The 24,931-nt window shown below is 21.7% G+C and carries 24 protein-coding genes and 1 pseudogene; 9 read left to right on the forward strand and 16 right to left on the reverse strand.

All coding sequences use genetic code 11. The features are described 5' to 3' along the window. Positions 1-66: 66 nt before the first annotated feature. Together AB4W67_RS02030 and AB4W67_RS02035 are read left to right on the forward strand one after the other, a co-directional pair. A complete protein-coding gene (locus tag AB4W67_RS02030; RefSeq protein ID WP_367682381.1) occupies positions 67-276 on the forward strand; it encodes a hypothetical protein in 210 nt (69 codons plus the stop codon). A 50-nt stretch (positions 277-326) separates the two neighbouring features. Continuing rightward, positions 327-719, forward strand: a complete 393-nt coding sequence (locus AB4W67_RS02035; protein ID WP_367682382.1) for a hypothetical protein — start codon at positions 327-329, stop codon at positions 717-719. A gap of 20 nt (positions 720-739) precedes the next feature. Here AB4W67_RS02035 and queD read toward each other — a convergent pair whose 3' ends face one another. From queD to AB4W67_RS02100, 13 genes and pseudogenes are all read right to left on the reverse strand, one after another. After that, positions 740-1,105, reverse strand: a complete 366-nt coding sequence (queD, locus tag AB4W67_RS02040; RefSeq protein ID WP_367682383.1) for a 6-carboxytetrahydropterin synthase QueD — start codon at positions 1,103-1,105, stop codon at positions 740-742. A gap of 9 nt (positions 1,106-1,114) precedes the next feature. Further along, a complete protein-coding gene (locus tag AB4W67_RS02045) occupies positions 1,115-1,999 on the reverse strand; it encodes a peptidoglycan DD-metalloendopeptidase family protein (protein ID WP_367682384.1) in 885 nt (294 codons plus the stop codon). A gap of 118 nt (positions 2,000-2,117) precedes the next feature. Continuing rightward, positions 2,118-2,597, reverse strand: coding sequence for a 2-C-methyl-D-erythritol 2,4-cyclodiphosphate synthase (ispF, locus tag AB4W67_RS02050; RefSeq protein WP_367682385.1), 480 nt, complete (start codon positions 2,595-2,597; stop codon positions 2,118-2,120). 16 nt (positions 2,598-2,613) lie between these two features. Continuing rightward, a complete protein-coding gene (gene ispD, locus AB4W67_RS02055) occupies positions 2,614-3,324 on the reverse strand; it encodes a 2-C-methyl-D-erythritol 4-phosphate cytidylyltransferase (RefSeq protein WP_367682802.1) in 711 nt (236 codons plus the stop codon). 58 nt (positions 3,325-3,382) lie between these two features. Further along, the gene (locus AB4W67_RS02060; protein ID WP_367682386.1) at positions 3,383-3,583 is read right to left on the reverse strand and encodes a septum formation initiator family protein; all 201 of its coding nucleotides are present in this window, start codon (positions 3,581-3,583) and stop codon (positions 3,383-3,385) included. A gap of 24 nt (positions 3,584-3,607) precedes the next feature. After that, positions 3,608-4,231 (reverse strand): adenylyl-sulfate kinase, encoded by a 624-nt coding sequence (gene cysC, locus AB4W67_RS02065; protein ID WP_367682387.1) that lies wholly within the window; start codon positions 4,229-4,231, stop codon positions 3,608-3,610. A 12-nt stretch (positions 4,232-4,243) separates the two neighbouring features. Next, a complete protein-coding gene (gene cysN, locus AB4W67_RS02070) occupies positions 4,244-5,668 on the reverse strand; it encodes a sulfate adenylyltransferase subunit CysN (protein WP_367682388.1) in 1,425 nt (474 codons plus the stop codon). A 33-nt stretch (positions 5,669-5,701) separates the two neighbouring features. Further along, on the reverse strand, positions 5,702-6,610 hold the full coding sequence (gene cysD, locus AB4W67_RS02075; protein ID WP_367682389.1) for a sulfate adenylyltransferase subunit CysD: 909 nt from the start codon (positions 6,608-6,610) through the stop codon (positions 5,702-5,704). A 47-nt stretch (positions 6,611-6,657) separates the two neighbouring features. Then, complete coding sequence (gene cysG, locus AB4W67_RS02080) at positions 6,658-8,040, reverse strand: siroheme synthase CysG (RefSeq protein WP_367682390.1); 1,383 nt, start codon at positions 8,038-8,040, stop codon at positions 6,658-6,660. A 77-nt stretch (positions 8,041-8,117) separates the two neighbouring features. Beyond that, on the reverse strand, positions 8,118-8,855 hold the full coding sequence (locus tag AB4W67_RS02085) for a phosphoadenylyl-sulfate reductase (protein ID WP_367682391.1): 738 nt from the start codon (positions 8,853-8,855) through the stop codon (positions 8,118-8,120). A 12-nt stretch (positions 8,856-8,867) separates the two neighbouring features. Further along, positions 8,868-10,574: an assimilatory sulfite reductase (NADPH) hemoprotein subunit gene (gene cysI, locus AB4W67_RS02090; RefSeq protein ID WP_367682392.1), complete on the reverse strand. Its 1,707-nt coding sequence runs from the start codon at positions 10,572-10,574 to the stop codon at positions 8,868-8,870. Beyond that, entirely contained in the window at positions 10,574-12,385 is a 1,812-nt protein-coding gene (locus AB4W67_RS02095; protein WP_367682393.1) for an assimilatory sulfite reductase (NADPH) flavoprotein subunit, read from the reverse strand. The genes cysI and AB4W67_RS02095 overlap by 1 nt, the downstream gene beginning before the upstream one ends. A 282-nt stretch (positions 12,386-12,667) precedes the next feature. Beyond that, a pseudogene (locus AB4W67_RS02100) lies at positions 12,668-12,943 on the reverse strand (hypothetical protein). Between the two features lie 1,413 nt (positions 12,944-14,356). Here AB4W67_RS02100 and AB4W67_RS02105 point away from each other — a divergent pair. From AB4W67_RS02105 to AB4W67_RS02115, 3 genes are all read left to right on the forward strand, one after another. Continuing rightward, positions 14,357-14,578 (forward strand): hypothetical protein, encoded by a 222-nt coding sequence (locus AB4W67_RS02105; protein WP_367682394.1) that lies wholly within the window; start codon positions 14,357-14,359, stop codon positions 14,576-14,578. Positions 14,579-14,997: 419 nt separating this feature from the next. Then, positions 14,998-15,627, forward strand: a complete 630-nt coding sequence (locus tag AB4W67_RS02110; RefSeq protein ID WP_367682395.1) for a DsbA family protein — start codon at positions 14,998-15,000, stop codon at positions 15,625-15,627. 39 nt (positions 15,628-15,666) lie between these two features. Then, positions 15,667-16,536 (forward strand): 5'-3' exonuclease, encoded by an 870-nt coding sequence (locus AB4W67_RS02115; RefSeq protein WP_367682396.1) that lies wholly within the window; start codon positions 15,667-15,669, stop codon positions 16,534-16,536. A gap of 1 nt (position 16,537) precedes the next feature. Here AB4W67_RS02115 and yihA read toward each other — a convergent pair whose 3' ends face one another. Further along, a complete protein-coding gene (gene yihA, locus AB4W67_RS02120; RefSeq protein ID WP_367682397.1) occupies positions 16,538-17,149 on the reverse strand; it encodes a ribosome biogenesis GTP-binding protein YihA/YsxC in 612 nt (203 codons plus the stop codon). A 164-nt stretch (positions 17,150-17,313) separates the two neighbouring features. Between yihA and typA the strand changes: the two genes are divergently transcribed. Continuing rightward, positions 17,314-19,137, forward strand: coding sequence for a translational GTPase TypA (gene typA / locus AB4W67_RS02125; RefSeq protein WP_367682398.1), 1,824 nt, complete (start codon positions 17,314-17,316; stop codon positions 19,135-19,137). A 70-nt stretch (positions 19,138-19,207) separates the two neighbouring features. Here typA and gmk read toward each other — a convergent pair whose 3' ends face one another. Both gmk and ygfZ read right to left on the reverse strand, forming a co-directional pair. After that, complete coding sequence (gene gmk, locus AB4W67_RS02130) at positions 19,208-19,831, reverse strand: guanylate kinase (protein WP_367682399.1); 624 nt, start codon at positions 19,829-19,831, stop codon at positions 19,208-19,210. A gap of 93 nt (positions 19,832-19,924) precedes the next feature. Then, entirely contained in the window at positions 19,925-20,884 is a 960-nt protein-coding gene (gene ygfZ, locus AB4W67_RS02135) for a tRNA-modifying protein YgfZ (RefSeq protein ID WP_367682400.1), read from the reverse strand. Between the two features lie 120 nt (positions 20,885-21,004). Here ygfZ and prfB point away from each other — a divergent pair. From prfB to lysA, 3 genes are all read left to right on the forward strand, one after another. After that, positions 21,005-22,106, forward strand: a protein-coding gene (gene prfB, locus AB4W67_RS02140) for a peptide chain release factor 2 (RefSeq protein WP_367682401.1) whose coding sequence is annotated in 2 segments (ribosomal slippage) — positions 21,005-21,079 and positions 21,081-22,106 — 1,101 coding nt in all. Because the reading frame shifts where the segments join, the coding sequence is not laid out codon by codon here. A gap of 8 nt (positions 22,107-22,114) precedes the next feature. Further along, entirely contained in the window at positions 22,115-23,620 is a 1,506-nt protein-coding gene (gene lysS, locus AB4W67_RS02145; protein WP_367682402.1) for a lysine--tRNA ligase, read from the forward strand. Positions 23,621-23,673: 53 nt separating this feature from the next. Continuing rightward, positions 23,674-24,924, forward strand: a complete 1,251-nt coding sequence (gene lysA / locus AB4W67_RS02150; protein ID WP_367682403.1) for a diaminopimelate decarboxylase — start codon at positions 23,674-23,676, stop codon at positions 24,922-24,924. Positions 24,925-24,931 lie beyond the last annotated feature (7 nt).

Genomic DNA, 24,931 nt, shown 5'->3' on the forward strand with positions numbered 1-24,931 from the left:
GTATTTAAAAAAATGTACCTGTTTCTCATATAACTTAATTTTAATCGTAAATATATGGAAAAAATAATGAAATACCCAATTAATGAAATTTTTGAAACTATACAAGGTGAAGGTTATTATATTGGCACACCTTCTATTTTTATTCGATTTCAAGGGTGCCCAGTAGGTTGTATATGGTGTGATACTAAATATACATGGTCTCATTCTATAAAAGAAAAAATTTCTATTAATGAAATGGTAAATAAAAAAAAAATAATAAAAAATGGAGTTTATTAAATATTGAAGATATATTAAAAATTATAAAAAAATGGACTTCTAAACATGTAGTGATTACTGGAGGAGAACCATGTTTATATAATCTTATAGATATAACAAAAATTTTAGAAAATAATGGTTATAAATGTCAAATAGAAACAAGTGGAATTAAAAATATTTTATGCTCCTTGAATACTTGGATTACTTTATCTCCTAAAAAAAATAAAAAACCTACCGAAAAATCTATAATAGTTTCTAATGAAATAAAATTTCCTATTCTTGAAAAAAAAGATATCTTTTATATATATGAAATATTATCAAGTATAAAAGATAATAAGAAACGAATGATTTACTTACAACCGGTTAATCAAGATAAAAAAGCATTAGAAATATGTTTGAATTTATGCAAAAAAAATAACTGGAAATTATCAATACAATTACATAAATACTTAAATATTCCATAAATAAATTAAATTAAGAACATTTAAATTTCTTTATAAACGCATCTAGATGTACACGTTTCTTTAATCATAACAGATTTTAACATTGATAATTTCGGTTTTAAACGATCCCAGATCCATTTTGCTAAAACTTCACTAGTAGGATTTTCTAAACCATGAATATTATTTAAAAAATGATGATCAAGTTGATTATAAATAGGTTCAAAAATTAGTTTTATATCTTTATAATCTATTATCCAACCTAAATTTTCATTAATCTTTCCTTCAATTTCTAAACGAACATAAAAAGAATGACCGTGTAATCTACTACATTTATGTTCTTTAGGAAGATTAGGTAAAAAATGTGCTGCTTCAAATTTAAAATCTTGAAATATAGTTGTAATTTTCATATTTTATTTTTATAAATTTATATTTTTTTTTAATTGAATATTAGGAAAAAAATTGAATATATTAATAGGACTACCTTTAAATCGCACTTCAAAATATAATTTTGATAAATTATTTTTTGAATAACCAATAGTAGAAATTTTTTGATCTTGATTTACTTTTTGATTAATTTTAACAAAAATATATTTATTAAATCCATACATACTTAAATAATCGCTATTATGTTTAATAATAATAAGTTTTCCATAATTTTTAAAAAAATCACCAACATAAACTACTCTTCCTTTAGAAATAGAAAAAACAGATTGCCCTTCAAAACCATTGATTTCAATACCTTGTTGATTACTAGAAGAATTATAAAAAAAACTCATATATTTATTCTTTAAAGGCCAACTCCATTTTTTTTCACAAATTTTATGTTGTAATCCAATTTTCTTATTACAGAAAATACAAAATGTAATTATCGATTTATTTTGATTAAAAATATCATGAATTAATATACGATTAAGTAACAATTTTTGTCCAATTAATATTCTGTTAGGTTTTTTTAAATTATTATATCTTATTAATTGATCAAAACTATAATGAAAATTTTTTGAAATAGAATATAAAGTATCTTTCTTTTTTACTATATAAAAAACATTTAATATGTTTTTTTTTAAAAATTTAAAATAATTTTTACTATTAATAATATCTATTTTTTTTTTAATTAATTCACAATTTTTTTTTAAAGATTTATAATATTCTTTTTTTTTAAAATAATATATTTTAAATTTCTTACAATTTAAAAAAATATTTTTTTCTCTAAAAAAATTATTACAAAATATATAATTATTATAAAAAAACAATATCAATATTAATAAAAATATTTTTTTTTTAAAAATATTTATTTGCATCAAGTTATACCATTTTATTATAAATAAAAAATATTAATAAAATATATTTTTATAAAATATTTAAAATAGATATAATATATATTATCTTTTATTATTTATACAATTATTTTTAATAAAACTACTTTGTACGCTTTAACAACATAACAATTGATTGACAGGAAATACCTTCCTTCCTTCCAATACAACCTACTTTATTAGCACTAGTTGCTTTTATACTAATATGATTTATTTTAGTATTTAAATCACATGCCAAATTAGATCTCATAGAAAAAACATAAGATAATATTTTTGGAGTTTCTGTAATTATAGTACTATCTAAATTAGATATGTAATAATTTTTTAATTTAATTTTTTGCCAAATATTTTTTAATAAAATTCTGCTATCAATATTTTTATATTTTTTTTTTCTACTTGGGAAAAAAGTACCAATATCACCCATTGCAAGAGATCCTAATAATGCATCAATAATAGAGTGTATTAATACATCGCCATTAGAATAAGCAATTAAACCTTGGTGATTAGGAATTTCTACTCCACCAATAACTAAAGGATTTGAACTTCCAAATGCATGCAAATCAAATCCATATCCAATTTTCATAATTATATATATCCTTTTAAATATTATATAATTCTTCAAGATAAAATTTAGCAAAAATAAGATCTTCAGGAAAAGTGATTTTAATATTTTTATAACTACCTAGAACAATTAATGGATTATATCCACAATATTCTAAAGCTGATGATTCATCTGTAATATCAATGTTATTTTGAATTATTTTTTTTAAACAAAATCGTAATAAATTAATTGGAAATAATTGAGGAGTTAAAGCATGCCAAATATTTTTTCTTTCAATAGTGTATGATATCTTTTTAGTATTATGACTAACATATTTTATAGTATCAGATATAGGTCTTGCTAGAATACCACCTATTTTACTCTTTTTAGTAATAGAAATTAATTTTTCTAAATCTTGATAACTTATACATGGTCGAACAGCATCATGTACTATAACCCATTTTTCATGTATTGGTAAAACTAAACCTGATAAAACTGAATTAATTCTTTTATTACCACCTATAACAGAAACAACTCGTATATCAGATGAAATAGATAATTTTTTAAAATAATTATCTTGTTTATTTAAACTTACAATAACTCGAACTATATTAGGATGTGATAATAACGCAATTAAGGTATATTCAAGAATTGTTCTATTTTTAATTTTGATATATTGTTTTGGAATACCAGATAACATTCTTTTACCTACCCCTGCAGCTGGAACAATAGCGACAATTTTAGGTTGAAAACAATGCTTAAACATAATTTATACCTAATTTTTATATTTAAAATATAATTTTATTTAATATAAATTTAAAAAATTTTTAATCTTTAATATGACTATTTAGTTGTTCAATTTCTGATTTTAATTTATTATTTTTTATCTCAAGTTCTTTATTTTTTTTTTTTTGGACAATAATTTTTTTATATATTTTAATATAATCTAAAACACCATTTTTACCAATCCAAAGTGAATATTGTAACCAAATAAATAATAAAAATAAAAATATTTTTAATATTTTCATATAATTGCTCGAAATAATTTTTTGTTATTTTAAAATATTAGAAAAACATATAATATTTTTTTGATATAAAACTTTAATTATTTTTTTAATATTTTTTTTAAAAGAAACAGTTCCATCTAAATAAATATCTGGTTTTTCTGGTTCTTCGTATAATGAATTAATTCCAGTAAAATCAATAATTTTTTTTTGACGAGATTTTTTATATAATCCTTTAGGATCACGTTCTTCACATATTTTTATAGGAGTATCAACAAAAACTTCTAAAAAATTATTTTTTCCTAAAATATTAGCAACCATAAATCTTTGTTTTCTATATGGAGAAATAACTGCAACTAAAACTATCAAACCTGCATCTAACATTAATTTAGATACTTCCGCAATACGTCGAATATTTTCATTTCGATCTTCAAGAGAAAAATTTAAATCTGAACATAATCCACATCGAATATTATCACCATCTAAAACATAAGTATGAATACTATTTTTAAATAAAACATTCTCTAATATATTAGCAATAGTAGATTTTCCAGAACCTGATAACCCTGTAAACCATATAACAATAGATTTATGAATATTATTTTTCTCTCGTTTTATACGAGTAACTTCATATTTTTGAAAAATAATATTTTTTTTGAATTGATTATTCATTTTAATATAAACCTATAATTTATTCTTTATATTCCAATGTGGAAAATATTTTAAAATTAAATTATATAAATCTAATTCAAAACCTTTCATTTTATTTTTAATAATAATTGATTTATCTTTTTTATATTTTTGAATCATACCTGCACCCACTGTATCATTCTTTAGAACATCAATAAAAATCATATTACCTGTAAATTTATTTATTCTATAATCATCAAATAAAACAGGTTCACTAAATATAACTTTTATTCTACCAATGCTATTTAATTGTAATGAATTAGATTCATTTTTTACTAAAGTATTAACATTAATTTGAAATAAGATTTCTTTAATATAAACACGTATTTTTTTACCTGATAATTTAGCATTATATGATTTTCCAACTTCTAAAGAATCATTAGACATCCAGACAATATTAATTATAGCTTCCTGAGAAGGTTGAATAACAGAATCAACATTAACAAAAAAATCACCTCGACTAATATCAATTTCATCTTTTAATACTATTGTAATTGGTTCACCACAGTGCGCAATTTTTAAATCTTGATTAAATGTTAAAATACGAGTAACAGATGAAATAATATTAACAGGTAATATTTTAATTGATTGACCTACATAAATTTCACCAGAAAATAACGTCCCTGAATATCCTCTAAAATTAGAATTAGGACGATTTACATATTGTACTGGAAATCGAATCTCTTTTGAATAAATATTATTATTTATTTCTATTGTTTCTAAAAGTTTTAATAATGTATAACCTTTATACCAAGGCATATAATTACTAGAAAATACAATATTTTCACCTATTAAAGCTGATATAGGAACAAAAAAAATTTTTAAATTTTGAGGAAGTTTTTGAGAAAATAATAAAAAATTTTTTTTTATTTTTAAAAAAATTTTTTCATTATAATCTACTAAATCCATTTTATTTACTGCTACAATTAAATATTTTATTCCTAATAATGTAGATATAAAACTATGTCGATAAGTTTGTTCAGATAATCCTTTTTTTACATCAACTAAAATAACAGATAAATCACAAGTAGAAGCACCTGTAACCATATTACGTGTATATTGCTCATGACCTGGTGTATCAGCAATTATAAATTTTCTTTTATCAGTAGAAAAATAACGATATGCTACATCAATTGTAATACCTTGTTCACGTTCAGATTGCAAACCATCTACTATTAATGCAAGATCAAGATTTTTTCCTTGAGTACCATGATATTTACTATCTTTTTTTAAAGAAGATAATTGATCATCATAAATTTGCTTAGTGTCATGTAATAAACGACCAATTAGAGTACTTTTACCATCATCTACACTACCACATGTTAAAAATTTTAATAATGTTTTTTTCTTGTCTAAATCTATCCAATTATAAAAATGATCGAAAAAATTTATGTTTTTTGTATTAAAATGAGTGTTCATTTTAGTTAAATTTCACCTATATTTAATATATTTTTAAAAATAACCCTGTCTTTTTTTAAATTCCATTGAATTTTTTTGATCATAATCAATAGATCGACCCATTCTTTCACTAGTTTTAGTTATTAGTGTCTCTTTAATAATATCTTCAAGATTAATAGCATTCGACTCAATTGCACTGGTTAAAGGCCAGCAACCTAAAGTTCTAAACCTTACCATTTTATGCATCACTTTTTCATTTTTATTAATTTTCATACGTTCATCGTTAATTACTAAAAGAATTCCATTTCTTTCTATAACTGGACGCATAGCAGAAAAATATAAAGGAACAATTTCAATTTTTTCTAAAAAAATATATTGCCAAATATCTAATTCAGTCCAATTAGATAACGGAAAAACACGAATATTTTCACCTTTATTAATTTGACTATTATAATTCCACCATAATTCCGGTCGTTGTTTTTTTGGGTCCCATTGATGAAATTTATCACGAAAAGAATAAATACGCTCTTTAGCACGGGATTTTTCTTCATCTCTTCTAGCACCACCAAATGCAGCATCAAATTGATATTTATTTATTGCCTCCTTTAACCCCTCTGTTTTCATGACATCAGTATATTTAGAAATATTACTATTAAATGGATTAAGACCTAGTAATTTACCTTTCATATTATGATGTATAATTAATTCTAAATTAGAATTTTTCACAATACGATCTCTAAAAGTATACATTTCTTTAAATTTCCATCCAGTATCTACATGTAATAATGGAAATGGTATACGACCTGGGTAAAACGATTTTTTTGCGAGATGTAACATAACAGAAGAATCTTTTCCAATAGAATAAAGCATTACAGGATTTTCAAATTCTGCTACAACCTCTCTCATAATATAAATACTTTCTGATTCTAACTGACGTAAATAAGTAGTATTTTTTTTAAACATTATATTTCCTTAAATCTTTATTATAGAGATCTAGTACTACTATTTTATTAAAATAAAGTCGAATCTTTAAACCATGTTAATTTTTTATGTAATGAAACTACATCTCCAATAATTAATAAAGAAGGGCTAATAGTTAATTTAAATATTTTATCAATTTCATCTAGACGTCCTATAGTAACTTTTTGTTTTATGGTAGTACCCTGACTAATAATAGCTACTGGAGTAGATTGTAAACGACCATTTAAAATAAGCTGTTTAGAAATTTCAGAAGCTTTTAAGGAAGCCATATATATCACTAAAGTATAAGAAGAATCAGATAAAACAGACCAATTATTTAAAACATTATTAAAACATTTATGACCTGTAATAAATATCACTCCTTGTGCATAATCACGATGTGTTAATGGTATCCCAGAATAAGCAGATATTCCAATTCCAGCTGTGATTCCAGGAACTACTTGAACATTAATATTAGCATTTTTTAAAGCTTCCAACTCTTCCCCTCCACGACCAAATATAAAAGGATCTCCCCCTTTTAAACGTACTACTTTTTTTCCTTCTTTAGCTAAAAAAATTAATAATTTTATAATTTTTTTCTGTGTAATACTTTTAATTCCAGCTTTCTTTCCAACATAAATGCATTTTGCATCTCTACGAATAAAATTTAATATATCTTTAGAAATTAAGTTATCATATAATACTACATCTGCGTCTTGCATTACTTGTACAGCTCTTAAAGTTAATAAATCACTATTCCCAGGTCCAGCTCCAACTAAAATAACTTCTCCAATTAATGTATTGGGTCTTTTAATCATATTTTTTAAAATAGAAATAGCTTTTTTTTCTTGTCCATTAATTACATATTGAATAAAAATACTGTTAAATAACTTTTCCCAGAAATTTTTTCTTTCTAATATATTAGAAAAATTATTTTTAACTATCTCTCTCCATTTTCCAGCAATTTTAGCAATATTTCCAAATTTTATAGGTAACATTGATTCAATTTTTTTACGCAATAAACGGAGTAAAACTGGCGCTTTTCCTGCTGAAGAAATAGCTACGATTATAGGAGACCGATTAATAATAGATGGAAAAATAAAAGAACATCTTGATTTATCATCAACCACGTTAACTAATATTCTATTTTTATTACATATTTCAAAAATTTTTTTATTTAATTTAGTATTATTAGTAGCTGCTATAACTAAAAACATATTTTCTAAAAAAGATATTTTAAATTCTTTAGAAATCCAAAATATTTTTTTATTTTTAATTAAATCTTGAATTTCTAAAGATACATCTTGAGAAATAATATTAATGATAGCTTTACAACTTAATAATATTTTTATTTTATTTAGTGCAATATCACCAGCACCTATAATAAGTATATTTTTTGATTTTAAATCTAAAAAAACAGGTAAATAATCCATATTAAACCTATAAAATACAATAAAAAAATTATATAAAATTTAAAACTATTAAAATGTAAATTTTAAATATTTTAAATTTAATTATTATTGTGTAATCCGCATTCTCTTTTTAAACCAAAAAATCGAGTTTCCTCTTCTAACATACCTGGTTTATATTTTTTAGTAGTATGTACGTCTCCAACGGAAACATAACCATCTTTTAATAATGGATGATTATCTAAACTATTATCTTTAATATATTTATAAATATGGTCATTAGACCAATCTACAATTGGAAGAATTTTAAAAACTCCTTGTTGAATAGAAATATATGGTAAATTATTTCTACTATTAGATTGTTGACGACGTAATCCTGCAAACCATGTCTTTACAGATAACTTTTTTAAAGCTATATTCATTGGTTCTATTTTGTTAATTTTATTATATAGATCAATTCCACGAATTCCTTGTTTCCATAATTTTCCATATCGTGCTTCCTGCCATGCTGGAGAAATATTTGATCGAAAAACTTTCAAGTTTAATTGAAATTTTTTTTCTATCATATCAATAAAACGATATGTTTGAGGAAATAAATATCCTGTATCAATTAATACAACAGGAATATTAGATTTTTGTTTAATTAAAAGATGTAATAATACAATAGATTGAATACCAAAACTAGAAGATATAATATGCACGCTAGGTAATTTACTTAAAGCCCAAGATATACGTTTTTCAACTGAATATTTTGATAGTAACATATTACATTCAGATAATAATTCTTTTTTTTTTGAAAAATCTAATGTATTTATGTTTTCATAATTAAAGTACGGCATTTTTTCTCACTATTAATTCCAAAAATCGTAGATAGGATTAATTACTGCTTTAACAATATTTTTTCGAATCACAAAATCACCAAAATCTTCATTTTCATTACGATAAATTGACCAATTTTTTATTAAAAACTTTAAATGAATTAAAATTTCTTTTTCTGTAATATTTTCTTTATATATTTTTGGAATTCTAGTACCTATTCTATTTCCACCAATATATAAATTATATCTTCCCATTGATTTTCCAATTAAACCAATTTCAGATAATAAAGATCTACCACAACCATTAGGACATCCAGAAATACGAAAAATAATTATTTCTTTTTCTACACCGTATTTTAACATAATACATTCTATTTCATGAATAAAAAATGATAATATTCGCTCTGCCTCTGCCATAGCTAATGGGCAAGTTGGAAAAGATACACAAGCCATAGAATTCTCGCGCAATTTACTATTTTTTTTAATTAATCCATGAGATATAGCAATTTTTTCAATATTATTTTTATTTGAATTTGATATTTCTGAAATAATAATATTTTGATTAGATGTTAATCTAAAATTTCCTTTATGAATAGTTGAAATTTTTAATAATCCTGATTTTAACAATTGATTCTTATTATCACATATACGTCCATTTTGTATAAATATTGTTAAACTCCAATTATTATTAATATCTTTTTTCCAGCCTATTTGATCTCCTCGAGTTGTAAAAAAATAAGGTTGAATTGGTTTAAAAATAACATTTGCTCTTTTTTCAACTTCTTTCTTGAAAATATTTAATCCTACATTTTCTATAGTATATCTAGTTTTTGCATTTTTACGATCAGTTCGATTACCCCAATCTCGTTGCGTTGTAACTATAGCCTGAGCTATAGATAAAGTATCATTAATATTAATATACCCTAATTCAACTGCAAGAGCAGGCCAAGTTTTTTTATTTCCATGAGTAATTGATAACCCCCCGCCTATTAATACATTAAATCCAATAATTTTATCATTTTTTGTAATAGCTATAAAATTCATATCATTTGCATATAAATCTACATCATTATAGGGAGGAATAACTACTGTCGTCTTAAATTTTCTTGGTAAATATGTTTCACCTAAAATAGGTTCATTATCAGTACTAAAAACTTTTTTATGATCCAACCAGATTTCTGCATATGCTTTTGTTTGAGGTAGTAAAAAATTAGAAATTTTTTTAGACCATTGATAACATTCTTTATGTAATTTAGATTCCATAGGATCAGAGGTACAAAGTACATTTCTATTAACATCATTTGCAGTTCCAATAGAGTCTAAACCTATTTGATTTAATAATTGATGAATATTTTTTAAATTTTTTTTTAAAATACCATGCAATTGAAAAGTTTGCCGGTTAGTTAATCGAATAGTACCATATAATGTATGTTTAGTAGCAAATGAATCAATTTTTAACCATTGTTTAGATGAAATTACCCCACCGGGTAATCTACAACGTAACATCATAGCATAACGAGGTTCTAATTTTTGTTCATTACGTTCTAAACGAAGATCACGATCATCTTGTTGATACATACCGTGAAATCGAATTAATGAAAAATTATCTCCAGTAAAACCATTAGTAATCTCATTTTTTAAATCATTAATAATAGTACCTCTAAGATAATTACTATTTTTTTTAATATGCTCTTCTTTTGTAAGATTTGAAGATTTTTCTTTTTTAAAATTTTTTATCATTAATATATATCTCTTTGATAACGACGAGTTAAACGTAAATTATCTAAAAATTTATTTGCACTTTCTATATTCATATTTCCATAATAGCTAATAATATCTAATAATGCTTGATGAACATCTTTCGCCATATTAGAAGCAGAACCGCATACATATATATATGATTGATCTTCTATCCAATTCCATATTTCTTTTCCACATTCCTTCATTTTATCCTGTATATATATTTTTTTTTCTTGATCTCTCGACCATGCTAGAGTGATATTTGTAAGCAATCCTTTTTTTAAATACCTTTGCCATTCTATTTGATATAAAAAATCTTCAGTAAAATTAGGATTTCCAAAAAAAATCCAATTTTTACCAGTTGATTTATCATTATCTCTTTGTTGCATAAATGCTCTATAAGGAGCTATACCTGTTCCTGAACCAATCATAATAATAGGTTTTGTTTGATCATCAGGCAATCTAAAATTATTATTTTCTTCAATAAAAATTTCTAAAGGATCATCAATTTTTAATAACACTGATAAATAACCTGAAGCACCTCCTAAATGTATTTCTCCAGATATATTTTTTTTCACTACACTTACTGTAATATGAATTTCATCAATATTTTCAGCTTGTGATGAAGAAATTGAATATAATCGCGGTGTTAAAGGACGTAAAATATTAATAAAATCTTGGCAGGAAATATGATAAGGATGATCTTTAATCATATTAATTAATGGGGTATTTTCAACATATTTTTCTAAATATTGATCATTTGATACTATATTTTTTAAAAATTTATTTTCTGTAATATCAGCATATTTTTTTACAATATTTTTAGTATTTTTAGTTAATTCAAAATGATTTTTTAACGCTTCAAATATATTTATTTTTTTATTTTTAAACTTTATTAAACTAGATTTTTTTATAGATAAAGTTTTTAATATCTTTTTTACTAAATTAATATCATTTTTATACCACACTCCTAATGCATCACCAGGTTTATATTTAATATTTAAATTACTAATATCTATTTCAATATGACGAATATCTTTAGTAGAATTTCTACCGGTGATTTTCTGATTATTTATAATATTTGCTACAGCAGGACTATATTTTGTATAATTTTTTATTGTATTAGAATTTTTTTCTAATGATATCGTACTAGACGATGATAAAATATTAACCTTATTTAATACTAATAATAATTCTTTTGACCATTTTATATAATTATCTTCATATTCAATATCATTATCTAATCGATCTATCAGTTTAGAAGCTCCTAATTCATTTAATCTCTTATCAAAATCTTTTCCTGCTTGGCAAAATAAATTATAAGAACTATCTCCCAATGAAAATATACTATATTTTAGATGATTTAATTTAGGAGCCCTTTTCGACATAATAAATTTGTATAAAGATAAAGCTTCTTCAGGAGGTTCTCCCTCACCCTGAGTTGAGATAATTAAAATTAAAAATTTTTCATTTTTTATATTTTTAAAATTATAATCAGAAGCTTTAATTAAATAAGTTTTTTTATTATTTTTATTTAAATATGCATTAAGACGCTTTGAAAGTAATCTAGCATTACCTGTTTGAGAAGCAGATACAATTGTAATTATATGGTCATTTATATTTTTTTTTTCTAAATCAAGTACATTGATATTATTTTTATCATTAAAAGAATTTTGATTAGCTAAATTCCAAAAATAACCAGAAATCCAAGCAAGCTGAACATTAGAGCAATTTTTTTCAAAATCTTTTAAAAGTTCTATTTGATTTGAATCTAATGGAAAGATAGAATTAAAAAAATTTTTATTTTTCATTATACTAAATACCTAAATTTTATAAAAATAAAATTAATATAATTAATTTAATATAATTTACATAAATTATTAATTTTTATCTACTAATAAAAACATTGAAATTATTTATAATTATAATATTAAATATAAAAAGTTTACTTGTTTTCTAATTTAATTAATTTAGATTTAGCATTTTCAATTATTATATTAGGTATACTAGATAATGAAGTTATTGATATTCCGTAATTTTTTTTCAATAAACATGTTTTTATATATTCATAAATTAATTCTAATTTTATTAATTTAACAAAATAAGTGGAAAATAAAAATATTGATTTTGTTTTTTAAAATAAGATACTCAGAACATAACCAAGCCAAGGATAATCCATCATTAGTAGATACACCTTTATCTAATTCATCTACTAATACTAAACTATGTAAAGTAGCATAATTTCAAATATTAAATATTTCTTTTGTTTCTACTATAAATATAGATTTACCATTACTTAAACTATCTAATGTATTAATATGCGTAAAAATTTTATCAATAGGGCTAATACAAGCATATTTTTCAATTATAAAACTACCTTATAAACTATTATAAGAATTAAATTAATTTATCTCATATATTTACTTTTTTCAGCTATATTAAATCTTTTGATAAGTAATGATCAATTTTTTAATTTAACAAAATAAAATTACTGATAAATAGATTATCTAAATGAAATTTAACAACTGGATATTGACTATTTATTTTATTAAAAAATATCGTATTTTTTAGTTATTTAGAATATATATAATTTAAAAAAATAACACATTCATATGAATTTACTAAAACATCTAATTCTGATAATACTATAGAACTATCTTTTAATTTTGTTTAAAACAGATCTATAATATCAAACAATTCAAAACTCTTTCTAATCTAAAATTAATACCTGAAATTTTTATATTATTAACTTTTTTATATTCTTTTAATAATAGTATAGTATAACGCTCAGTATTTTTTAAAAACTTCTATCTTTATATAATATTTTGGAATAATTGATGTATGACATTGTCTAATTTGAAAATAATAATTAATTGTATTATATCTAATTTAAAATGAATCAATCATCAATTTTTTTCTTTGATTTCAAATTTTGTAAATATTCTTAAGAATTATTTTTTTAAAGCTCTTAAATCATCAAGTTTTTAACTATAATGTAAAATAATTACATTTCTATCTCGAGTAGATATAAGAACACTTTTTTTTAATAAATTTTTTTAGTAAAGATTTTATTATTTTAAAATTTCCAATTCTAATATTTATCTGTTTTTATATCATTACAATTAACTTGTTTTAGTATAAAATGTAAACAAAATAGTATTTCTAATGTAAAACACATTCTTATAAAATCACGAGGTGAGCTATCGTTAAGGAAATTCTAGAACATATTTTTTTAAATCACTAACTTGACAAAAAATACTTTGTATTTCTTAATAAAAAATTTTTAAAAAATTAATCATTTTTGTCTTTTTCTAACTAATCTATAATCTTTTAAAGGAGATTTTAACCATCTATTCAATAATTTACTACCCAAAATTTTTTTTTTTATTTAATATAAAAATAATTTTTTTTTTTTTTTTTTTTTTTTTTTTTTTTTGAAATGCTTTCAGTAATTTCAAAACTTTTATAAATACTTTTATTTATAAAAATACTATTTTCATATAGTTAAATTCATTTCAAAAATATGAGATAAACAACTTATATATATTTATTTAGAATATTTCAATAAACAACTAGAAAAACATATAACAAAATGATTCTTTTTAATATAAAATCCATCTAAATTACAAGTTTTAAATTTTGAATTTAATAATTTATAAGAAGAATCTAAATCAAAATCCAATAAAGAATAACGATTACTAAAAAATTTATTTTTTTAATTAATTCAACATCTTTCAAATTATCAGGATATAATAATTATTTAGAATTTGTATGTTTAATCTATGAAATTAAAGAATTTTAGAACAGTATTAATAAAAACCAAAAAATCTAAAGAAAGATCTAAAATAGTATATGCAAATTTATTATTTTCTTTCCAAATTAACCCAATAAAATTATCTTTAGTATCTTCAAGAAAAACTTTATCTATAATAATAACTAGAGTAATTATACAAACTACTTTTCAGGTAGTTAATTTATTTTTAGAATATTCATCTTTAATCTAATTATATTACAATAGGTTCACCTAATTTAATTAATTTAAAAAATATAATAGTCTGATGTGTGACATGAAAAACAAACCATTGGTACAACGTTATTATTTTAATATCCTTTTTTATATAATTTTTAATATACTAGAAATATATTTTCATCATCAAAAGATAATTCATAAAAATCACCCATATGATAAAAAGTAACATATCAAGGTATTTTGATTTTAAAGATAAATATTATTTTATCATATAAGTATGATTAATTTCTTTAAAAATAAAATTATTTTTTATTATTTGATATCTAGTTGAAAATATAAACTTATTTATAAAAAATATTAAATTAAACTGTTTATTATTATATAAAAAATATTTTATTGAAATAAATTATAAATTATATTCGTTTTTTAAAATATTTAAATTTGGATAAAATTATGAAACAACTATTAATTTTTTTATTTAGTATATTATTTTCTTATAATTCTTTAAGTTGCGAATTTAGTAATAAAAAAGAATATAATATAAGAAAAAAAAATATTTCTGATGTTCCAGAAATAATGAATTTTTTTTCTTTTTTTTGCCCATATTGTTATGAAATTGAAAAAAATTATAATATTTATAAATTAATAAAAAAAAAGAAAAATAAAAATATAAATATAAAAACGTACCACGTGAATTTTTTAGGAGGAAAATTAGGAAAAATCCTAACAAAAGCATGGATAGTAGCAGAACAAATGGGTGTTGAAGATAAAATAATAATACCTATTTTTCAAGGAATTCAAGAAACTCATACTATTCAAAATGTTGATAATATTAAAAAAATATTCTTAAAAAATACTTCAATTAGTATTAAAAAATATAATCAATTTTGGAATAGTTTTTTTATTAAAATACTAATTCAAAAACATAATGATGATATTAAAAAAGCAAAATTAAATTTTATCCCTACAATGTTAATAAATGGAAAATATATAATTGAATTTTCTAAATTAGAAGTATTATTTAAAAACAATTTTTCAAAAAAATATATTAAATTAATAAATTTTTTATTAAAAAACAAGTAAATATTAAAATATAAAAAATAACTTTATAAGATAAAAAAAATGCATATAAAAAAACAACCAATAATTATAATAGATGGAAATTTATATTTATATCGATCTTATTTTACCTTTCAATATTTTAACTATAATCAAGAAAATCCATATGGAGCAATATATGGTATGTTAAAAACAATAAAAAATATTTTAATGAAATATTATTATTCAAAAAAAATTATTATTATATTTGATTCATCTAAAAAAACTTTTAGAAGCAAAATCTTTACTGAATATAAAAAAAATAGACCATCAATGCCAAATTCACTGTATATACAAATAAAACCTCTGTTTAAAATTTTAGAAGAAATTGGAATTCAAACTTTAAGTATACCTGGTATAGAAGCAGATGATCTTATTGGTAGTTTTGCCCATAAAGTTGAGCAATCTGGAGAAAATGTTTTAATTGTAAGTCATGATAAAGATATGATACAACTTTTAACAAAAAATATTCATATTTTCAATATAACTAAAAATGAAACTATTACTCCAAAAAAAATAAAAGAAAAATATGGAATTGATCCTAAAGAATTTATTGATCTTTTAGCACTTATGGGAGATGTTTCAGATAATATTCCAGGAGTTCCTAAAATAGGTATAAAAACTGCTTTATTTTTATTGCAAAAATTTTCAAATATTGAAAATATTTATAATAACCTTGAAAAAATAAAAGATTTATCTTTACGAAATTCTAAAATTGTTGTAAAACAATTAAAAATTTATAAAGATACTGCTTTTTTATCATATCAATTAGCAAAAATAAAATTAGATATTCCTATTTATATAAATTCTAAAGATATTATTTTAAAAACAATGAGTTTTAAAAAATTATCTAATTTAATTAAAATATATAATATCAAACAAAAAAAAATATAATTTAACTATTATAATATTTTTTATACCAAAAATTTAACTGATACTTTAATTTTGAAATACCCACTTTTTTAAATGATGAAAATAACTCAATATCAAAATTATTCAACAAATATTTTAATTTATTATATACAATTTGAAATTGAATTTTCTGTTGACCTAATGTAAGCTTGTCACATTTAGTTAATAATACTAAAACAGGTAATTTATTTTTTAAAATTATATTAATAATATTTTTATCATGTAATTTTAAAGGATTTCTAATATCCATTAAAAAAATTAAACCTCTCAAAGGTTTTCTTTTATTTAAATAGTTATATATTAAATTTTCCCATTTTAATTTTATTGATACTGGACATTTAGAATAACCATAACCAGGAAGATCTACTATTCTAAAATCTTGTAATACTTGAAAAAAATTAATTAACTGAGTACGACCAGGTGTTTTACTACATTTAGCTAATTTTTTCTGATTTGTTAAAAAATTAATAGCACTTGATTTCCCTGTATTAGAATAACCAATAAAAGCAATTTCAATTCCATGTTTAATATTTATTTCTGATATTTTAGCTGCACTTTTTAAAAAAAAAGTTTTATTATAATTTATAATATACAAAATTCAACCTTATTAAAAAAATAAAATATATCTAATATACACTTTAAAATATTAAAATATAATTATTATACTTAATTATAAAATATCCTCAAAATTTACACTTTTCTAAAACTATTTGTCATATATCAAAATCATATCTATTTTTTACAATAAAGGAATACACAATGCATCAAAATATAAGAAACATTGCTATTATAGCACATGTTGATCATGGAAAAACAACATTAGTTGATCAATTACTGCAACAATCAGGAACTTTTAAAGAACATGAAGAAAAAACTGAACGTATTATGGATTCTAATGAATTAGAAAAAGAAAGAGGGATCACAATATTATCTAAAAATACATCTATTAGATGGAAAAAATATAAAATAAATATTGTAGATACACCTGGACATGCAGATTTTGGTGGTGAGGTAGAACGAATTCTTTCTATGGTAGATTCAGTATTATTAGTAGTAGATGCATTAGATGGGCCAATGCCGCAAACAAGATTTGTTACTCAAAAAGCTTTTAAATATAATTTAAATCCTATTTTAGTTGTTAATAAAATTGATCGTAAAAATGCTCGTCCTAATTGGGTAGTAGATCAAGTATTTGATTTATTTATTGAACTCAATGCTAATGATAAACAACTTGATTTTCCAATTATATACACATCTGCCATTTTGGGAACTTCTGGTAATGACTATCTAAAATTAAAAAATAATATGATTCCACTTTATGAAGCAATAATTAAATATGTACCTGCTCCCAATGTAAATCCTAATGCAAAATTTCAAATGCAAATTTCACAACTAGATTATGATAATTACTTAGGATTAATAGGTGTTGGTAGGATAAAACAAGGTTATATAAAAAATAATCAATCAGTAACTATAATTAATTGCTCAGGTCAACATATAAATGGAAAAATTAATAAAATATTAAATTATTTTGGAATGAATCGAATAGAAGTAGATAAAGGTGAAGCAGGTGATATAATTGCAATTACAGGTATTAATAAGTTAAATATTTCTGATACAATTTGTCATCCAGATAATTTAAAACCGTTGCCAATACTAAATATTGATCAACCTACAGTAAATATGTTTTTTTCAGTTAATACATCACCTTTTTCTGGTCGAGAAGGTAAATATATTACATCTCGTCAAATTTTAAAAAGACTGAAAAAAGAAACTATGCATAATGTTGCTTTAAAAATTCAAGAAACACAAGATACTAATATTTTTTCTGTATCAGGACGTGGTGAATTACATTTATCTATATTAATTGAAAATATGCGTCGAGAAGGATTTGAATTAGAAGTATCTCGACCAAAAATTATTTTTCAGAAAATTGATGGAATTATAAAAGAACCTTATGAGTTTCTTACTTTAGATATCGAAGAAAAACAACAAGGTAATATTATGAAATTTATAGGAGAAAGAAAAGGTGAATTAAAAAATATGATAATTAATGCAAATAATAGAGTACGTCTTGAATATATTTTATCAAGTCGAGCTTTAATAGGCTTTCGTTCAGAATTTATGAATATTACTTCAGGTACTGGAGTATATCATACATCTTTTAGTCATTATGAAGAAAATCAAATAAAAAATAATCTTGGACAAAGAACCAATGGTGTTTTAATTTCTAATAAAAGCGGAACTTCTGTAGGATTTGCTTTATTTAATCTTCAAGAACGAGGTAAACTATTTATAGGGCATGGAACAGAAGTATATGAAGGTCAAATTATTGGACTTCACAATCGTTCCAATGATTTAACTGTGAACTGTTTAACAGGTAAAAAACTTACTAATATGAGAGCTTCAGGAACAGATGAAGCAATAGTTTTAACAACTTTTAAAAAATTTACATTAGAAGAAGCATTATCTTTTATTAATGATGATGAATTAGTAGAGATCACACCTAACTCAATACGTTTAAGAAAAAAAATTTTAAAAGAAAACGAAAGAAAAAAATCAAAAAGAAATAAAATAGTTTAATAAATTAAAAATTTATTATTATATAATTCTATTAGATTAATAGAATTATATAAAATAATTTATTTATGTTTTAATTACTTAGTAATTTAGTAATTAATACATTATGTTTTTTTTTTTGATGAAATAAACATAAATGTTCAGCAATAATAATAGTCTTCAAATCATTAATAGCTTTTTCAAAATTATCATTAATAATTAAATAATCATATTCTGAATAATGATTCATTTCATCTACAGCTTTTTCCATTCTTTTTGAAATTACTGTATCACTATCTTGACCCCTTTCTCTTAATCTTTTATATAATATATCTTTAGAAGGAGGTAATAAAAAAATACTTTTTGCACTCGGTATTTTATATCTAATTTGATTAGCTCCTTGCCAATCGATATCAAGAAAAACATCTATTCCAGATAATAACATTTTTTCAATAAATTGACGTGAAGTACCATAATAATTATTAAATACTTTTGCATATTCTAAAAAAGACTGATTCTTAATCATTACCCTAAATTCTTTCTTTGATATAAAATAATAATGCTTTCCATGAGATTCACCTGGTCTCATAATTCTAGTAGTATGAGAAATAGAAACTTGAACATTATACAATAATTTCTTTTTTAATAATCCCTTAATTAAACTTGATTTCCCTGTTCCACTAGGAGCTGAAATAATAAAAAGAATACCTTGTGACATAATATTTTAAAAGTATTTTTTCTAAATTTTATAAAAATGTTTTTATAGACATAAAAATATTATATATAGATTAAATAAAAAATTAAAATAATACTAATTTTTAATTAAAAAGATGTTTTTAAAACCATTTACTTTAAAATAATTTTCAAAATCTATAGATTTTTTTAATACAGCTTGAATCCAAGTTATATTATGAAAAACATGTACTATTGATAATATAAAACCGACTCTAAACCACTTATTTGATATTTTAGTTTCTATAATTTCACCAATTTCAGGTTGTATTTTACCATCACTATATAGTAAAAATAATCTATACTTATTTGTGTTTTTATAAAAAACTTGAGTTATTATTTCTTGTCCATAATAACATCCTTTATTAAAACTTATTCCTTGAAGTTTGTCTAAATTAATTGCTTGTGGTAAAAATTTTTGAGATGTTTTCTTATTAATAATTGGAAAACCAGATTCCATATCTAAAGATATCCACTGCTTACTGTTATTTAATAAAATATTCTTATTAATTTTTTGTTTTAAAAATAAAAAATTTCTTAAATTTAAAACTAATAAAAATCGTTCACATGGTATATTAAAATAAAGTATTGTTGTATCTTTTTTATAAATTACAGGAGTACTATCAAAAGGTGCTTCTAAAAATTTATTAGATAAAAATAATCTAGAATTTTTTCCAGATAAACCTAATAAATAAATATCCTCTAAATAATGTATTGTAACTTTTAAAAAAATAGTATATTTTTTAAATATTTTAATTTGCAAATTAAATAAACTTTTTCTTATAATACAAGCATATCCCTTTCTATAATGAAATAAAAGCATAGTACTATATACTTTTCCATTTAAATTACAAGAAGCACATATTTTATATTTTTTCTTCTCTAATTTATTCATATCAATTGTTAATTGATTTTGAAGAAATTTTTTACTATCAATGCCATCTACATAAAATATAGACCATTCTTCAAGAGAAATTAATGTTAAAGGTAACTGAGATGAAGAATAAACAAGATTTTCTGAAAAACAAAATAATGACATTAATTTTCCTTAGTAAAATATATCGAATATAAATAAAACTATTTTACATTAAAAAAAATCTTACATTAAAAAAAAATAAGTAATATTAAAATTTTTTAAAAATTAAAGAATAATAAAATTATGATAGATATTAATATAATAATTAACAAAATAAAAATATTAAATCAAAGAAAACATGAATTAAAGAGGTATCTTTGACTATAATATAAAAAAAATTAGAATTTTAGAAATTAATTCAGAATTATTAAAACCTAATATATGGAAAATAAAAGCATCTATACATAAACTTTATAAAGAAAAAAACTTATTAAATTTAATAGTTGATAATATTGATGATATCGAAAAAAAAATAAATGATGTATATATTTTTTTAGAATTAGCTAAAGAAACTAAAGATAGTAAAATTATAGAAGATATAATTATAGAAATAAAAAAAATAGAAAATAAAATAAAAAAATTAGAATTTTATCGTATGTTTTCAAAAAAACATGATAATTGTAATTGCTATATTGATATACAATCTGGATCTGGGGGAATAGATGCACAAGATTGGTCAAAAATATTGTTAAAAATGTATTTAAAATGGTCTAATAAAAAAGGATTTAAAACAAAAATTATTGATGAATCTAATGGAGGTGACGCAGTTGGTATTAAATCTGCTACAATCCAAGTAATAGGAGAATATGCTTTTGGATGGCTCAGAACTGAAACAGGTATTCATCGACTTATTAGAAAAAGTCCATTTGATTCTTCTAAAAAAAGACATACATCATTTAGTTCAATTTTTATATATCCAGATATCGAAAAACAACTTGATATTGATCTTTGTTTATCTGATTTAAGAATAGATGTATATAAAGCTTCTGGTGCAGGAGGTCAACATGTAAATAGAACTGAATCTGCTGTTCGAATTACACATATCCCTACTAATCTTGTTACTCAATGCCAAAGTAATAGATCACAACATAAAAATAAAGAACAAGCTATAAAACAAATGAAATCAAAATTATATGAATTACAAATGCAAAAAAAAAGAAAAAAACAAAAAAAAATAGAAAATAATAAATTAGATATTAGTTGGGGGAATCAAATTCGTTCTTATATATTAGATCATTCAAAAATAAAAGACCTTAGAACTGGAGTAGAAAAACATGATATTGAAGCTGTATTAAATGGTGATTTAGATGATTTTATCGAGCAAAGTTTAATATCAGGATTGTAGAGGTAAAAATGTTTAAAAAAAAAAATATATATAATGATATAAATAATGAAAATCAAATAAGAAAAAAAAAATTAATTGAAATGAAAAAATATGGATTCTCTTTTCCAAATAATTTTAAAAAAACTATAAATTCTAAAGAAATTTACAAACTATATAAAAATAAAACAACAAATGAATTAAAAAAAAATAAAATAAATATTACTATTTCTGGTCGTATGATACAAAGAAGAATTATGGGCAAAGCTTCTTTCTTTATATTAAAAGATATAGAGGGAAGAATACAAATATATATAAAAGAAACATCAATTACAACTGAATTTTATCATAATCAATTTAAAAAATTAGATATTGGAGATATTTTAGGTATTTATGGTTATTTATTCAAAACAAAAACAAAAGAATTATCTATCCATGCTACAAATATTATAATACTAAATAAATGTTTAAAAAACTTACCTGATAAATTCCATGGATTATCTAATCAAGAAAAACGTTATAGAAAAAGATATTTAGATTTTATTACTAACGAAAAATTATATAATATTTTTAAAAATAGATCAAAAATTATTCAGTTTATTAGAAAATTTATGATAAAAAATAAATTTTTAGAAGTAGAAACTCCTATGTTACATAGTATTCCTGGTGGAGCTAGTGCACGTCCATTTAAAACTTATCATAATGAAATAGATCAAGAAATGTATTTAAGAATAGCACCAGAATTATATTTAAAGCAATTAATTATTGGTGGATTTGAACGTGTTTTTGAATTAAATAGAAATTTTAGAAACGAAGGAGTTTCTACAAGACATAATCCAGAATTTACTATGATGGAAGCATATATTGCATATTCTGATTATCAATATATGATGAAATTTACAGAAAATTTATTAATAAGTATAATAAAATATTTATTTGATAAAAAAATAATTAAATATAAAGAACATATCTTAAATTTTAATCAACCATTTTGCAAACTAACTATGCAAGAAGCTATTTTAAAATTTAATCCTAATATTTGCATTTCTGATTTAAAAAATTTAAAAAAAATTAAAATAATTGCAAATAATATTGGATTAAAAAATAAAACATCGAATATAGGTGAAATTAATAATGAAATATTTGAAAAAACAGTAGAAAAAAATTTAATTCAACCTACTTTCATAACAGAATATCCAGTTGAAGTATCTCCATTAGCAAGAAGGAATGATATAAATAATAATACTACTGACCGATTTGAATTATTTATAGCAGGATATGAAATAGGTAATGGATTTTCAGAATTAAATGATGTAGATGATCAAAAAAATAGATTTTTAAATCAAATAAAAAAAACAGAAAAAGAAAAAAATAAAGATATCTTATATGATTCAAATTACATAGAAGCTTTAAAATATGGTCTTCCTCCGACTTCTGGTCTCGGTATTGGTATTGATCGCTTAATTATGATACTTACTAATCAAAAAAGCATTAGAGAAGTTATTTTATTCCCAACTTTACGAAAATTTTTAAAATAAAAATATATTATTTAATAATATTGAATAACTTAAAAAATTTAATAGAGAAAATAATGCCTGAATTAATTAATAAAACTCAAAGTAATCTTAATATTAAAAATATTAAATTACTAATAAAACAATATAAATCTCCATTTTGGGTTTATGATGCAAATATAATTTATAATAAAATTCAATTATTAAGACAATTTGATATTATTAGATTTGCTCAAAAAGCTTGTTCTAATATTCATATATTAAATTTAATGAAAAAAAATAATTTAAAAGTTGATGCTGTATCATTAGGAGAAATAGAAAGAGCTATAATTTCAGGATTTCAAAAAAATAGCAATGATATTATTTTTACTGCAGATTTATTTGATATAGAAACATTATCTAAAATTGTTAAATATAATATTCCAGTCAATATAGGATCATTAGATATGTTAAAACAATTAGGAGAAATCTCACCAGGACATAATATTTGGTTGCGTATTAATCCTAAATTTGGATATGGACATAGCAAAAAAACAAATACAGGAGGAGAAAATAGTAAACATGGGATATGGGAACCAAAATTTGCTATACCTATTATTAAAAAATATAAACTTAAATTAATAGGTTTACATATGCATATTGGTTCAGGTGTAAATTATAATCATTTAAAAAAAGTCTGTCATTCTATGGTAGAAAATGCAATTCAAATAAATGAAAAAATTGACTTTATTTCTGCAGGAGGAGGACTTCCAATACCATACAAATTTAACGAAAAACCTATCGATATAAAAAAATATTTTAATTTATGGGATGAAGCAAGAAAAAAAATATCTAATTTTTTAAAAAAACCAATTACATTAGAAATTGAACCAGGCAGATTTTTAGTAGCAGAATCAGGAATATTAATTTCACAAGCAAGAGCAATTAAAAAAGTAGGTAATAAAAATTTTGTCTTAATTGACGCAGGTTTTAATGATTTAATGCGACCGACTATGTATGGAAGTTATCATCATATATCTGTAATTAATAATAATAAACAATCAAATAAACTAATTGATACAGTTGTAGGAGGTCCATTATGTGAATCAGGAGATATATTTACACAAAAAGAAGGAGGAGATATAAAAACGAGAAAATTACCCAATATAGAAATAGGAGATTATTTAATATTTCATGATACCGGAGCATATGGTGCATCAATGTCATCTAACTACAATACTAGACCACTTATTCCAGAAATATTAATAGAAAATAATATTTTTAAAATAATTAGAAGACGACAAACAATTCAAGAATTATTAAACCTAGAAAAAATAACAAAATATTAAAAACAAA

The sequence above is a fragment of the Buchnera aphidicola (Protaphis terricola) genome (assembly GCF_964059145.1).
GTDB lineage: Bacteria > Pseudomonadota > Gammaproteobacteria > Enterobacterales > Enterobacteriaceae > Buchnera > Buchnera aphidicola_BP.

Bases quoted from the DNA above. Each gene is read 5' to 3' on its own strand.
- lysS (WP_367682402.1), top strand. From the start codon at position 22,115: ATGTTTAAAAAAAAAAATATATATAATGATATAAATAATGAAAATCAA.
- ygfZ (WP_367682400.1), bottom strand. From the start codon at position 20,884: ATGTCATTATTTTGTTTTTCAGAAAATCTTGTTTATTCTTCATCTCAG.
- cysD (WP_367682389.1), bottom strand. From the start codon at position 6,610: ATGTTTAAAAAAAATACTACTTATTTACGTCAGTTAGAATCAGAAAGT.
- gmk (WP_367682399.1), bottom strand. From the start codon at position 19,831: ATGTCACAAGGTATTCTTTTTATTATTTCAGCTCCTAGTGGAACAGGG.
- AB4W67_RS02030 (WP_367682381.1), top strand. From the start codon at position 67: ATGAAATACCCAATTAATGAAATTTTTGAAACTATACAAGGTGAAGGT.
- cysI (WP_367682392.1), bottom strand. From the start codon at position 10,574: ATGATAAAAAATTTTAAAAAAGAAAAATCTTCAAATCTTACAAAAGAA.
- AB4W67_RS02045 (WP_367682384.1), bottom strand. From the start codon at position 1,999: ATGCAAATAAATATTTTTAAAAAAAAAATATTTTTATTAATATTGATA.
- AB4W67_RS02115 (WP_367682396.1), top strand. From the start codon at position 15,667: ATGCATATAAAAAAACAACCAATAATTATAATAGATGGAAATTTATAT.
- cysG (WP_367682390.1), bottom strand. From the start codon at position 8,040: ATGGATTATTTACCTGTTTTTTTAGATTTAAAATCAAAAAATATACTT.
- AB4W67_RS02110 (WP_367682395.1), top strand. From the start codon at position 14,998: ATGAAACAACTATTAATTTTTTTATTTAGTATATTATTTTCTTATAAT.
- ispF (WP_367682385.1), bottom strand. From the start codon at position 2,597: ATGAAAATTGGATATGGATTTGATTTGCATGCATTTGGAAGTTCAAAT.
- lysA (WP_367682403.1), top strand. From the start codon at position 23,674: ATGCCTGAATTAATTAATAAAACTCAAAGTAATCTTAATATTAAAAAT.
- queD (WP_367682383.1), bottom strand. From the start codon at position 1,105: ATGAAAATTACAACTATATTTCAAGATTTTAAATTTGAAGCAGCACAT.
- AB4W67_RS02095 (WP_367682393.1), bottom strand. From the start codon at position 12,385: ATGAAAAATAAAAATTTTTTTAATTCTATCTTTCCATTAGATTCAAAT.
- typA (WP_367682398.1), top strand. From the start codon at position 17,314: ATGCATCAAAATATAAGAAACATTGCTATTATAGCACATGTTGATCAT.
- cysN (WP_367682388.1), bottom strand. From the start codon at position 5,668: ATGAACACTCATTTTAATACAAAAAACATAAATTTTTTCGATCATTTT.
- AB4W67_RS02060 (WP_367682386.1), bottom strand. From the start codon at position 3,583: ATGAAAATATTAAAAATATTTTTATTTTTATTATTTATTTGGTTACAA.
- cysC (WP_367682387.1), bottom strand. From the start codon at position 4,231: ATGAATAATCAATTCAAAAAAAATATTATTTTTCAAAAATATGAAGTT.
- AB4W67_RS02105 (WP_367682394.1), top strand. From the start codon at position 14,357: ATGAAATTAAAGAATTTTAGAACAGTATTAATAAAAACCAAAAAATCT.
- AB4W67_RS02085 (WP_367682391.1), bottom strand. From the start codon at position 8,855: ATGCCGTACTTTAATTATGAAAACATAAATACATTAGATTTTTCAAAA.